Genomic DNA, 12,553 nt, shown 5'->3' with positions numbered 1-12,553 from the left:
CCGCCAACCAACCTCACTTGGAGTTTCACCTTGGGTCAGCGAAGAACCAGATCGGCGCGGAGCGCCGCACTCCACAACCCGCTGGACAGCCGGGGCAGCAAGGTGTGAAACTCACCCTTCGCGCTAAGGGCTGGCAAACCTCCAGCTTGCGACTCGATCCAGCATCCCAGCGGGATGCCATCACTTAGGCGGTGGTTGAGGACGCAGTCCGACACCACCGGAAGATGCCGAATCAGAAGAAAAGCACCCCAGCCGGGGTGCCACCAGCGTCGAGGTTACGCCCTCTACACCTTTCCCTAGATCCCCTTCTGCTTGAAGAGGCTGGTGACGCTCTGGTGGTTGTTGATGCGCAGAATGGCTTCGGCGAGCAACGGGGCGACACTCAGCACCGTGATCGGGAGGCCCTTGCAGTCCACCGGCACGGAGTTGGTCGTGATCAGCTCGTCGAGGAAGCCACTACGGATGCGCTCGTAGCCCTTTTCGTTGAGCACGCCGTGGCTGACGGCCGCCCGCACCTTGGTGGCACCCTGCGCGCGCAGCAGCTCGGCGGCGGCCTGGAGCGTGCCGGCCGATTCCGTCAAGTCGTCGACCAACAGCACCGAACGGCCCTTCACGTCGCCCACGATGCTGATTGCCTCCACGTTGGAGTGGTCGGTGCGGCGCTTGGCCACAAAGCCGAAATCGGCCCCGAGGTGGGTCGCATACTGGTTGGCCATCTTGATACCGCCCACGTCGGGCGAAATCACCATGATGTCTTCGTTCTTCAACGTCTTGAAGTAGTCGAAGAGCACCGAGGAGGCGTAGAGGTGATCGACCGGGATGTCGAAGAAGCCCTGGATCTGCGGCGCGTGCAAATCCATCGTCAACACGCGGTTGGCGCCGGCGGTCGTCAGCAGGTTGGCCACCAGTTTGGCCGTGATGGGCACGCGCGGCTGGTCCTTGCGGTCTTGACGGGCATAACCGTAAAACGGCAGCACGGCGGTAATCCGGTTGGCCGAGGCACGGCGGGCTGCGTCGATCATGATCAGCAGCTCCATCAAGTTATCGTTAGCCGGCGGACAGGTCGGCTGTACAATGAAGACGTCCCGGCCCCGGATGTTGTCGTCGATCTTCACAAACACTTCCTGGTCGGGGAAGCGCTCGATACGGATACGACACGGGGGGACGCCAATAAAATCGCAGATCGACTCGCCCAACTGTCGGTGGGCCGTGCCGATCAATACCTTCATTTCGCCAATCTGCATAACGGATGGGGGAAGACGCGGAAAAACGGAAGTGACAACAGTGCAACAGCCGCAGGGGGCCTGCAACGAAATAAACCGGGCTACTCCTCCGCCCCGCCGTTGCCCTCCAGCGTGCGCACGCGGGCAAAGAGCTCGGGCAGGCGCCCCGTCAAGGCGTCGAGACGGCGCTGCTCCTTCAGGTCGCGCGCGGGCGTGCCGGTGTAGACCTTGCTGCCGGGCAGGCTCTTGGAAACACCCGCCTGGCCGCCCACCTGCACATTGTCGCCAATCTCGAGGTGCCCCGCCACGCCCACCTGGCCGGCGAGCGTCACCATGTTGCCGATCTTGGTGCTGCCGCTCACCCCCACGCCGGCGCAGAGGAAGCAGTAGTCGCCGATCTCGCAGTTGTGGCCCACCTGCACGAGGTTGTCGATCTTGGTGCCGCGGCCGACCCGGGTGGCGCCGAAGCGCGCGCGGTCGATCGTCGAATTCGCCCCCACCTCCACATCATCGCCCAACACCACGCGGCCGATCTGCGGGATCTTGACCGGGCCCTTGGGCGAGGCCTCGAAGCCAAAGCCGTCGGCCCCAATCACTGCGCCAGAGTGAAGCAGGTTACGGCGCCCCACCTCGCAGTCGTGGTAGATCGAGACATGGGCCTTCAACTCCGAATCGGCCCCTACTTTGGCTCGAGCGCCGATAAATACCTGTGCACGCAGGATCACGCCTGCGCCGATCACCGCCTGCGGCTCCACCACACAAAGCGGGCCGATAAAGGCCGTGGGGTCGACTTCAGCGTCTTCGGCCACCACCGCCGAAGGGTGGATGCCTGCCGGGGGCCGGGGACGCGCCAGTCGCTCGATATGGTCGCAAATCGTCGCCAAGGCCAGCGAAGGGTGCGGCACCCGCAAGAAGGCCTGCCCCTCGCGCGGCGCCCCCTCGTAGTCTGCCGGTACGAGCACGATGCCCGCCTGGCACTCGGGCACCTGACGCGCATAGCGGCGATTGCCGAGGAAGGAGAGGTCGGCCACGCCGGCGTCCTGCAAGGAAGCCAGCCCCGTCACCTTTACCTGCTCCACACCCTGCGGCTGGCTCTCGGGCAACAAGGCCTGCAACTCCGCCAAAGACAGCTCAAACTGAATCATGCGAGCCACTTCAACAAATCGGCCCGCCAGCGCCAACGCCAAAAGCAGAAACGCCGCACGGTCGTTGCAACCGGGCGGCGTTTCGAAAAAACAATCGACGTGCGAAAGCTACTTGGCGGCAGGGCCGGCAGCGGCGCCTTGGTCCTTGTTCAGCAAGCGCTCCACCTTGGCGGTGATGTCGAGCTGCGTGTCGGAGTAGATCACGGCGGGCACACCCGTGTTGGCGATATCGGAGGTGTCGAGCACCATGCTCGCGCCTTCGTCCTTCGCCACGGAGATCACCACGTCGCGGATTTCACCGAGGAATTGATTACGCTTGGCCATGTTCTGGTTCTGCAGGTTGCGCAGGGTTTCCTGGCGCCATTGCTCCACTTCCTGCTGCTTTTGCTGGAATTGCATGGCCAGCTGTTGCAGCTGGGTCTGCTTTTCCGCCTTGGCAGAGTCGGAGAGCACCGGGTTCTGCAGCTCTTCCTGCAGCGTCTCGGCCTGGGTGGCCATGGTTTGCAGCTCTTCCTGCTTGGCGCGGAGTTCGCCCTGCACCTGCTGCTGCACACCCTGCGTTTGCTCACGGAACTTGGTCGTCTTGTAGTAGCCGTCGAACAGCTCTGCCATGCTGACCGTCACGATCTTCTGGGCCTGAGCCGAAGCGAGGGCGGTAGCGAGAACCGTTGCACAGATAAACAGGATAAATTTCTTCATAATGGGGTCTGATGGAGAGATGGTTTGCGACTAGCGAAGGGGCGAATGCCCTGTCTGTCAGCAAAATTCTGATTCCTACGTAAGGTTAAAACCGCGTCCCGAAGGAAAAGTTGAAGACGTTTCCGCTATCGTTGGTGTAAAGGAGCTTCCGCTGGCCGGCGTCGTTCGTTCCATACTCCGTCGTCGTGGTGAGCGGGATACCGTAGTCGAGGCGCAGCGGGTTGCCCAACACCATCAGGCGGATGCCGAAGCCAAAGTTGTCGTTGTAGGAGCCAGGGTCGAACTCGAAGTCGCCCTGGTTCACGAAGCCCCAGTCGTAAAACGCGGCCACGCGCAGCGGGCCGGCAACCTTTACGGTGTACTCGAAGCTGCTGAAGGCATACGAATTACCCCCGATGTTTTCGAGGCCATCGTCATCGCGCGGGCTCACTTCGCGATATTCGAAGCCGCGCAGCGTGTCCGGCCCGCCCAGGTAGTAGCGGTCGAAGAACGGCGTCGGCTTGTCCGAATACTCGTACAGGCTGCCCGCACGGAAAAGGACCGAAAGGACTTGGTCGCCCGTCTTGAAGAGCGGGATGAAGACGGCGTTGCGTGTTTCCAGCTCGGCATATTCCGTATCGCCCCCGAGGCCGGCGAAACCGGTGTGGAGGGAGAAACGGCTGCCGCGCGTGGTCAGCACCAGGTCGTTACGCGTGTCGCGCACCATCGTAAAGTTGACCTTCGAGATCGAGCGCGGGCTGAAGGCGGCTTCATCCCGAATCACCTGCGGCGCAAAGCCGCTCACGTTGTCGAGGTCGACGATTTCGTAGCGGTAGGCCAGGTTGCCGTCCACGAGGCCGAAGAGGCGCTTGCGGAGGTAGAGCTCGATACCGGTGCGCATTTCGTCGTAGTAAGACGAATTGTACTCCGACTCGGAGCGGAAGAGCGTGAAGCCGAAGGCCAGGCGCTGCTCGAAGAGCCACGGCTCTTCCCACGACAGCACCAGCTCGTTGGAGCGGCTACCGATCGAGCCCCGGAAGCGGAACTTCTGGCCGTCGCCCTGCAGCACCGGCGAGCGCCATTTGAAGATGTCGAAGTTGGACTGGCTGACTTCGAAGAACAGCACCATGTTTTCCAGCGTGCTGAAGCCGGCACCGATCTGGAAGTTACCCGTGCGCGCCTCGGAGACGCGGATGTTCAGGTTGCGGCGCCCCGGCACGTTGGTAGCCACGTGGTTGAGCTGCACGTCCTCGAAGTAACGAGTGTTCTTCAGGCGCGCCTCGCTGTTCTTCATGTAGATCAGGTTGAACGTGCGGCCCGGCTGCAACGCCAGTTCGCGCACGATCACCGTGCTCTTCGTCTTGGTATTGCCCTCGACGATGATCGACTCCACGTCCGAAGGCGTGCCCTCGTTAATACGGAAGACCAAGTCGATATTGCCCGTCTCGATGTTGGGCACGCGCTCGGGGCGGATGTCCACATCCAGATAGCCGCGCACACCGTAGACGTTTTCCAGCGCCTCCACGTCTTCGCTCAACACCTTGGGCGAGAAGACCTCACCGGGGCGCAGGCGGATGATGCTGTAGAGCAGCGGCTGGGGATAAATGTCTTCGCCCTGGAAGTCGATGCTGCCGACGCGGTACTGCTTGCCTTCGTCGACCCGGATCGTCAGCGAGATTTCGCCATCCTTGGGGTATTCGAGCGAGACGTTGGACTCCGGGATGCTCACGTCGAGGAAGCCGCGCTCGATATAGTAGGCGCGCACCTTCTCCAGGTCTTCCTGGAACGTCTTTTCGTTGAAGCGACCGCTGCCGGTGAGGAACGACCACCAACGGCGCTCGGACGTCTCCATCTCGTCGGAAAGCTCGTCGTCGTCCAGCGTGTCGTTGCCGACAAAGTCGATCGTTTCGATCTTGAGCTTGCGGCCTTCGTCGATCTGGAAGGTCACACTGCCCTGCCCCGTTACATCGTCACGCTCGATGTCGTAATTGACTTCGACTTCGGTGTAACCCTTCTCGCGGTAATAATCGCGGATGGCGACGGCATCTTCATTGATGCTGCGCTCGTCGAGGATAAAGCCGATGCCGCTCTTCACCTTGTCGCGCAGGCGGCGGTCGCTGATCTTGTCGTTGCCGACAAAGTCGATATCGTTGATGCGATAGCGGCCCTGGACGCGGAAGATCACGCGGATCTGGTTGTCGGGCATCTGCTCGGTCACCGCCTCGATGTAGTCGAACAGGCGGGTGTTGTAGAGCAGGCGGATCGAGCGGTCGATCAACGACTGGTCGTAGATCTGCCCTTCGCGGATCTGCACGCGGGCAAACACGGCCTCCTCGCTGAGGTTGCGGGCGGTGTCGACAAACTCGATCTGGATGTCGCCCACAATCTGGGTCGGTGCCTGCGCGACCTCTCCCGCCGGCTGGCTCTCGCCCCCCGCAGTGTCGGTCTGGGCATAGGCGAAGCCGCCGCAGCTGAGAATAAAGAGGGTACTAGCGAGCCGGAGGCCGCCTTTATTCCGAAGATTGGCTCGTGTAGTTTTCAAATCGGGTAAAGTCGGGAATGAAGGTCAGCTTGAAGTCGCCGGTGGGGCCGTTACGCTGTTTGGCGATGATGAGCAGGCGCTCATGGGCCGCTTGCGGTATCACGGGACTGGCAGGGTTTTTATCGTTCGAGCGAGGACTATCAAGCAGGAAAACCATGTCGGCGTCCTGTTCGATGGATCCGGACTCTCGCAAATCGGAAATCCGCGGCATGCGGTTCTCCTTTTCCGAGGCTCGATTCAACTGACTCAGTACCAATACCGGGACGTTCAATTCTTTTGCCAGCGCTTTTACCCCACGGCTGATTTCGGAGATCTGCTGCTCGCGCGGCACGCGCGAGTCGATGCCCGAAATGAGCTGCAGGTAGTCGATCACGATCAGGCGGATCGGGTGCTGCTGAGACATGCGGCGCGCCTTGGCCCGCAGTTCGAGAATATTGAGGCCGCTGGAGTCGTCGACCCAGATGGGGGCGCGCTTCAGCTCGCCGCCCACCCGCGTCAGCTCGCGCACCTGGTCCTTGCTGATCATGCGGTCGCGCACCTTCTTCAGGTTCACCTTGGCGCGGCCGCACAGCATCCGCATCGCCAGCTGCTCGCTCGGCATTTCGAGCGAAAACACCAGCACGCCGTGGCCATCCTTGCCCCCGGGGGGCAGCGCCACATTCTCGGCAATGTTGAGGGCAAACGACGTCTTGCCCATCGAGGGGCGGGCCGCGAGTACGATCATCTGGCCCGGGTGCAGGCCGAAGGTGCGGTCGTCGAGGTCGCGATACTGCGTGAGCACGCCGCTCTCGTTGCGGCCCTGCAGCATCATGTTGATCAGGTTGGCCGCCTGGTCGACGGCCACCTCGAACTTTTGCGCGCTGTCCTGGATCCGGTCTTCGTTGATCGCAAGGATCTGCTGCTCGACCGTGTCGATAAAGTGGTTGAGCTCGCCCTGGCTCGAGTAGGCTTGCTCGACGATGTTGCGGCTCGTGTCGATCAGGCGGCGCAGGATCCACTTGTCGCGCACGATCTGCAGCCAGTAACGCGCGTGGGTGGTCGTTTCCACACGGTTGGTGATCTCGAGGATCGTCGACGGCCCGCCGATCAGGTCGAGCAAGGTCGTCGTCGCCGGGGTCAGCCGCTGCTTTTCCTTCAGCCAGCGGACCGAGCCGATGTTATGGCTCGCGAGGTGGTCGATCACCACCACTTCGTCGGCCATCACATTCTTCGCATACAAGTCCATCATCACGTGGAAGAGGACTTGGTGGGCCGGCTTGTAAAAAGCATCGTGGCGCAGGCGCGCCTCCATGCACAGAGTCAGGACATCCTGCCCGCCATCGAGCAAGCAGGCTGCGAGAAGGCCCTCCTCCGCATCCAGGTTGTGCGGAGGGTGGCGGTCGGTCGCAACGGCCTGCGATGATTGCTGCGTAGCCGTCCGACCGTTTTGTGGGGGTTCGGAAGACATGAGCTGCCGTCAGGGCAGACCGTCGTTAGTACCCAAGGCACGCCGAAAAGCGCGCGCTTAGGCCTGGGCGCCTTCCTCGGCGTCTTCGATCGGATTCTCGGAGACGACTTCGAAGGACTTGTCGAAGTGCACCTTGGCATGCACGCGCACGCGGGCTTCGTGCTGGCCGAGGGTGTGCACCGGGGCAGGCAGGCTGAGCTGCTTCTTCTCCAGCTCGATGCCTTCTTCGGCGAGGCGGTCGAGGATGTTCTGCGCGGTGATCGCGCCAAACATCTTGCCACCGGGGCCGGTCTTCACGGCAAAGACGAGGGACGTAGCCTCGATCTTGGCCTGGACGGCCTGGGCGGCTTCGAGTTCGCGCTGTTCGCGCTCGGCGGCGCGCTGACGCAGCACTTCCACCTGCTTGCGGTTGGCGCGGGTGACCGGGATGGCCATGCCGCGCGGCAGCAGGAAGTTACGGGCGTAGCCGGCCTTGACGGCGACTTCGTCGCCTTCGTTGCCAAGGTTGGTGATCGGCTGGAGCAAAAGGAGATTGGCTTGGGCCATGGCTTGCTAACGTTTGCAGTAAAGGAATGCGGTTGGTTGCGGATCTCAGAAGGGGACGTCGTCCTCAAACTCGTCCACCGGAGTCGACGACGCAGACGGGCTGCGACGGGGGGCCGAGCTGCGGCTGGGGGCCGGCTGCTGGCTGTAGGAATCATCGTAGCTGCCGCCGCCGGACGAGCCGCCGGCTTCGTCACCGCGGCCACCGACAAACTGGAAGTTTTCCAGCACGACGGAGAGCTTGCTGCGGTTGTTGCCCTGTTGGTCTTGCCACTGGTCGAGCTTGAGGCGCCCTTCGACGAAGAGGCCCCGGCCCTTGGAGCAATACTGGGCAATCACCTCGGCCTGGCGGCCGAAGGCATCGATGTCTACAAAGGTGGTCTCCTCGCGGTTCTGACCATCCTGCGACTTGAAGGTGCGGTTGACGGCCATGCCGAGCTTGACGATCGTCAGCCCGTTCGGCGTAACGCGCTTTTCAGGGTCGCGCGTCAGGTTACCCATCAGAAGGACTTTGTTCAGGTTGGCCATGACGTGGAAGGCTGCAGGAGGGGAGGCGAGAGGGCGAGTCCGAATTCGCTTACAGCGACTGGACCATGACGCGCTTGACCGTCTTGTCGAGGCGGACGCGCTCTTGCAGATCGGCAGGCACGTTGGCCGGGCCGGCAAATTCGATTTGCACGTAGAGATCGCCGACGTGGCGGCGATCGGTGACGCGGATAAAGTCGTGGCGACCGAGGTTTTCGGCCTTGGTGACGTCAGCGCCCAGGCTCTTGAGGATGTCCTTGAGCTTGGTGGTCAGCGTTTCGACCGGTTCCTTGTAATCCCGGGTGTCCAGGATCACCGTCGCGAGGTACTGGCGATTGAGGGAGATGCTCATCGGTAGGTGGTGGAGATGGCTTTTTCTGATTGAGTTGGTTCATCGCCCGCTCCGGGCCATGGCGGACGAGGTATTCCAACCCCTCCAACCACTCCGGCAAAGCACGGTCGATTGCGGCCTGCTCGTCGGGCGTGAACCGGCCGAGCACGAAATCTTTTAACGGAGCCAGCGGCTTTTGCGCTGGCATGATGCCGATGCGAAAACGGATAAACGCATCCCCAAGGCGGTTGATGATGTCCGCCACGCCATTGTGCCCACCTGGGCTGCCACGGAGGCTGAGCTTCAGCCTGCCGACCGGCAGCGTATACTCGTCGTAAACGACGACGCATTCCGCCGGCTTCCATTTATAGAAGCGGCAGATTTCGCCGAGCGACTTCCCGCTGAGGTTCATGAAGGTATCAGGCTTCATGAGCACCACGGGCTGCCCGGCAATTTCGACGGATGCGGTGTGGGCACAAAACTTCTTGTTCTCGCTCCACGACGCCCCTAGCCGCTTGGCCAGCTCGTCGACGGCGCGAAAACCGATATTGTGGCGTGTCCCGTCGTAGCGCGGCCCGGGGTTACCCAAACCTGCAATGACACGCACCGGCATAATGACTGGAAAGAACGAGACAGGCCGACACGGGGCCGGCCTGTCGTAAAGACAAAGGGTTTAAGCTTCCGCGGTGGCGGTGGCTTCCGCTTCTTCAGCACGGGCCGCAGCAGCGGTCGCATTGGTACCGACCACGGCAGCCACGACGGCGTCTTCATCGGTCAGGAAGGTCACGCCTTCCGGGGCCGACAGGTCGCGCACGTGCATCGAGTCGCCAATCATCAGGGCCGAGACGTCGACTTCGATGAATTCCGGCAGGTCGCGGGGGCGGCAGCGGATTTCGATGCGGTCGAGCGTGATATCGAGGATACCGCCCTGGTTCTTCACACCAGCCGGCACGCCCTTGGAGTGGACGGGCACTTCGGCTTCCATCGGCTTGCCACGTTGGATTTCGCGGAAGTCGATGTGCACAAAGGAGTCGTCGAGCGCGTTGCGCTGCATTTCCTGGATCACCGCGAACATCTCATTCTCATGGCCCTCGATCTTGAGGGTGATGAGGAAGGACGTGCCCACCAGCTTGCGGTAGGCCATGGCAAAAGTGTGCTCGTCAAGCACCAGGTGCTCCGTGCCCGATTCGCCGTAGATCACCGCCGGGATTTTGCCGGCTTCGCGCAGGCGCTTGGCAGCGGTGCGGCCAGTATCGGTGCGTCGTTGGGCCTCGAAGGTTACTTGTTTCATGGACAGAAAGGGATGGGCGTTGGAAGAAAATCGAAGAGAAAAACAGCTCCCCTGCCCAGAAGCAACCAAAAGTTTCTTTTAAATCCGTTTTTCAGCTTGCACTTTCGCCGCGAGCCCTCCTGCGAAGGGTGAAAATTCATCAGCCACAGATGCACACAGATTTGCACGGATCGAATTTCTTCACATCTGCTATCCGTGCCAGTCCGTAAATTATCGGTGGCCTAAACCTTCTTCCATTCATCGCACCTTTTCCCTTCCCTTCTGCGCACAATTTCCCATTCCCTAGGGGATGGAAGCATCGCAGTGGAATGTCCTCGTAATCGGCAGCGGCGGTCGGGAGCACGCGCTCGTCAAAGCCTGCCTCGCCAGCCCGCGCGTGGCGAACGTCGTCGCCGCCCCCGGTAATGCCGGCATGGCGCTGGAGGCCGAATGCCGCCCCGTCGACGCCGAAGACGCCGCCTCCGTCCTCGCCCTCGCCGCCCAGATGAAGGCCGACCTCGTGATCGTCGGGCCCGAAGCCCCGCTCGCGGTGGGCGTCGGCGATGCCCTGCGCGCCGCCGGCTTCAACGTCTACGGCCCCGACAAGGACGGCGCGACGCTCGAAGCCAGCAAAGTCTACTGCAAGGAGATCCTCGCCCGCTACGAGATCCCGACGGCTGCCTACGCCCAGTTTACCGATCCCGAAGCCGCGCGCGACTACCTCGCCACCGCCAGCTTCCCGCTCGTGGTCAAGGCCAGCGGGCTCGCCGCCGGCAAGGGCGTGGTGATCTGCGAAGAGCGCAGCCAGGCCGAAGCCGCAATCCAGGACATGATGGTCGAGGCAATCTTTGGCGACAGTGGCCGCGAGGTGGTGATCGAAGAATTTTTGCGCGGCGAGGAAGCCTCGATGATGGTGATGGTCAGCGGCGAAAAATTCGTCTGCCTGCCCGTAAGCCAGGACCATAAACGCGCGGGCGAAGGCGACACCGGCCCCAACACCGGAGGCATGGGCGCCTACGCTCCGGCGGCCGTTGTGACGCCTGAACTGCAGAAGCAGATCGAAGAGACGATCATCCGCCCCACCCTCGCCGGCCTCGTCAACGAAGGCATCGACTACCGCGGCACGCTCTACATCGGCCTGATGCTGACCGAGCAAGGCCCGAAGGTGCTGGAATTCAACGTGCGCTTTGGCGACCCCGAGTGCCAGGTGTTGCTGCCCCTCTGCGAGACCGACCCGGTGGAGCTGATGATGGCCTGCGCGGACGGCACCCTCCAGCCCGAGCAGGTCAAGATCAAGGACGCCTACGCCATGATCGTGGTGCACGCCGCCGCCGGCTACCCCGGCAGCTACCCCAAGGGCGACGAGATTTCCCTCCCCGCGCCTGAAGCCCTGCCCCCGCAGGCCCACATCATCCACGCCGGCGTGCGCGCCAATGCCGAAGGCCACCTTGTGACCAACGGCGGTCGCGTGCTCGGCGTCGTGGCCCAAGGCCCTACCCTGCAAGCCGCTGCCGACCTCGCCTACCAGGTCAGCGCAGAAGTCAGCTGGAAGCACCACTACTACCGCAAAGACATCGCATGGCGCCAACTCCAGCGCGAAGGCTGAGGCAGCCTGCGGACATTCTTTAAACAGCAAAGGCGCGGGGACCAACACCCGCGCCTTTTTCGTGTCTGCGAGGTCAGCGCCTCGCCAAAAGAACAAGCTTACTCCACCGCCGGAGCCTCAAACGCATTCAGCGCGCTCAGCTTCATCCACTGGTCATACTTCGTGACGTAGGCCCAGCGAGCATTCGGGCTAGTGGCAGCGGTATCCAGGGCGATCCAGTCAAAGCCCTCCGTATACAGCCACGGGTAGGTGCTCTCGTCGGTAAAGAACCAACGGTTCGCGCTCTGGTCGTACCACCAGAATCCACCATTGGTGAACTCAGCAATATAGACCCAGCCATTGCCATCCCACTTGTACCAAGGCGCCTGATTGACCCGGAACTTGCCGAAGGGCGGGGCCATGTACTCGCTTTCACCACGGTAGAGCGGGAAAGCAGCAGAGAGGCCCGCCATCGCATTCGTCTCGTCAAAGACCTGGTCCGGCTCGCCCAGCGATTCCAGCCACGGCAGCGACTCGGGGCTGAACGAATAGTGGTAGGCCACCATCTGGGCTCCATCCATGTCGCCATTGCTGTAAGGCGAGCAAGGAAGGCTCGGATCAAGCGCTTCGCAATCGGAATTCTGGGCGTAAACCAGCCATGTCTGTCCGATAACGTAGGTCGGGAGGCAGACGTCAGGTCCCAACGTCTGCACCTCGACGCGTCGATTCTCAAAGGTCTCACCTTCGGTCTTCCACGTCGCGTACAGCTCGAGCGTCACATACTGGTTTGCGGGCATGAACCCCGTTACCTCCGACTCCATTTCAACCGTCTTGACGACGCGGCCAAGAAAGATGGCGTCGGCATCCGCATAGGCCTCACCAATGGTTTTGGTCTGGCACGGGACGGTCAGGGCCTGCAGAGGCGCCACGCCAGCAAACGCCGCCACCAAAGCAAGGAAAGCGGAAGAAGAGATACTCAAAGAGCGTTTCATAAATTGATTCAAAAATTTCGACTGCAAGAATAACGCCGTAATCAACCCGGATAGACATAGCGAGAAAAACCTGCCGGAGCTTTACCCGGGGAAAATACGGCATTCCCGAAAAAAGGCGCGGGGACCAACACCCGCGCCATTCTCGTGGCGGCGAGGTCAGCGCCTCGCCAAAGAACAAGCTTACTCCGCCGCCGGAGCCTCAAACGCATTCAGCGCGCTCAGCTTCATCCACTGGTCATACTTCGTGACGTAGGCCCAACGAGCATTCGGGC

At 61.9% G+C, this 12,553-nt stretch carries 12 protein-coding genes; 1 reads left to right on the top strand and 11 read right to left on the bottom strand.

The window, feature by feature from the left end; translation table 11 throughout:
- Nucleotides 1-296 precede the first annotated feature (296 nt).
- The 10 genes from Q7P63_12775 to Q7P63_12730 form a co-directional block, all read right to left on the bottom strand.
- Entirely contained in the window at nucleotides 297-1,244 is a 948-nt protein-coding gene (locus Q7P63_12775) for a ribose-phosphate pyrophosphokinase (GenBank protein MDP0500961.1), read from the bottom strand.
- An 80-nt stretch (nucleotides 1,245-1,324) separates the two neighbouring features.
- Nucleotides 1,325-2,368, bottom strand: coding sequence for a UDP-3-O-(3-hydroxymyristoyl)glucosamine N-acyltransferase (lpxD, locus tag Q7P63_12770; GenBank protein MDP0500960.1), 1,044 nt, complete (start codon nucleotides 2,366-2,368; stop codon nucleotides 1,325-1,327).
- A 108-nt stretch (nucleotides 2,369-2,476) separates the two neighbouring features.
- The gene (locus Q7P63_12765; protein MDP0500959.1) at nucleotides 2,477-3,067 is read right to left on the bottom strand and encodes an OmpH family outer membrane protein; all 591 of its coding nucleotides are present in this window, start codon (nucleotides 3,065-3,067) and stop codon (nucleotides 2,477-2,479) included.
- A gap of 85 nt (nucleotides 3,068-3,152) precedes the next feature.
- Entirely contained in the window at nucleotides 3,153-5,588 is a 2,436-nt protein-coding gene (gene bamA, locus Q7P63_12760) for an outer membrane protein assembly factor BamA (GenBank protein ID MDP0500958.1), read from the bottom strand.
- A complete protein-coding gene (dnaB, locus tag Q7P63_12755) occupies nucleotides 5,557-7,035 on the bottom strand; it encodes a replicative DNA helicase (GenBank protein MDP0500957.1) in 1,479 nt (492 codons plus the stop codon). The genes bamA and dnaB overlap by 32 nt, the downstream gene beginning before the upstream one ends.
- A gap of 57 nt (nucleotides 7,036-7,092) precedes the next feature.
- A complete protein-coding gene (gene rplI, locus Q7P63_12750; protein MDP0500956.1) occupies nucleotides 7,093-7,581 on the bottom strand; it encodes a 50S ribosomal protein L9 in 489 nt (162 codons plus the stop codon).
- A gap of 45 nt (nucleotides 7,582-7,626) precedes the next feature.
- Nucleotides 7,627-8,106, bottom strand: a complete 480-nt coding sequence (gene ssb, locus Q7P63_12745) for a single-stranded DNA-binding protein (protein MDP0500955.1) — start codon at nucleotides 8,104-8,106, stop codon at nucleotides 7,627-7,629.
- Nucleotides 8,107-8,155: 49 nt separating this feature from the next.
- The gene (locus Q7P63_12740; protein MDP0500954.1) at nucleotides 8,156-8,419 is read right to left on the bottom strand and encodes a 30S ribosomal protein S6; all 264 of its coding nucleotides are present in this window, start codon (nucleotides 8,417-8,419) and stop codon (nucleotides 8,156-8,158) included.
- Nucleotides 8,334-9,047 (bottom strand): aminoacyl-tRNA hydrolase, encoded by a 714-nt coding sequence (gene pth / locus Q7P63_12735; protein ID MDP0500953.1) that lies wholly within the window; start codon nucleotides 9,045-9,047, stop codon nucleotides 8,334-8,336. Before pth ends, Q7P63_12740 begins: the two co-directional genes overlap by 86 nt.
- 60 nt (nucleotides 9,048-9,107) lie before the next feature.
- The gene (locus Q7P63_12730; protein MDP0500952.1) at nucleotides 9,108-9,725 is read right to left on the bottom strand and encodes a 50S ribosomal protein L25; all 618 of its coding nucleotides are present in this window, start codon (nucleotides 9,723-9,725) and stop codon (nucleotides 9,108-9,110) included.
- Nucleotides 9,726-10,014: 289 nt separating this feature from the next.
- Between Q7P63_12730 and purD the strand changes: the two genes are divergently transcribed.
- On the top strand, nucleotides 10,015-11,310 hold the full coding sequence (gene purD / locus Q7P63_12725; GenBank protein ID MDP0500951.1) for a phosphoribosylamine--glycine ligase: 1,296 nt from the start codon (nucleotides 10,015-10,017) through the stop codon (nucleotides 11,308-11,310).
- A gap of 98 nt (nucleotides 11,311-11,408) precedes the next feature.
- Here purD and Q7P63_12720 read toward each other — a convergent pair whose 3' ends face one another.
- On the bottom strand, nucleotides 11,409-12,281 hold the full coding sequence (locus tag Q7P63_12720) for a hypothetical protein (protein ID MDP0500950.1): 873 nt from the start codon (nucleotides 12,279-12,281) through the stop codon (nucleotides 11,409-11,411).
- Nucleotides 12,282-12,553 lie beyond the last annotated feature (272 nt).

Source organism: Verrucomicrobiota bacterium JB022 (assembly GCA_030673845.1).
GTDB lineage: Bacteria > Verrucomicrobiota > Verrucomicrobiia > Opitutales > Oceanipulchritudinaceae > WOUP01.
Note: the sequence above shows the minus strand (reverse complement) of the source record. Positions and strands in the feature narration are given on the sequence as shown.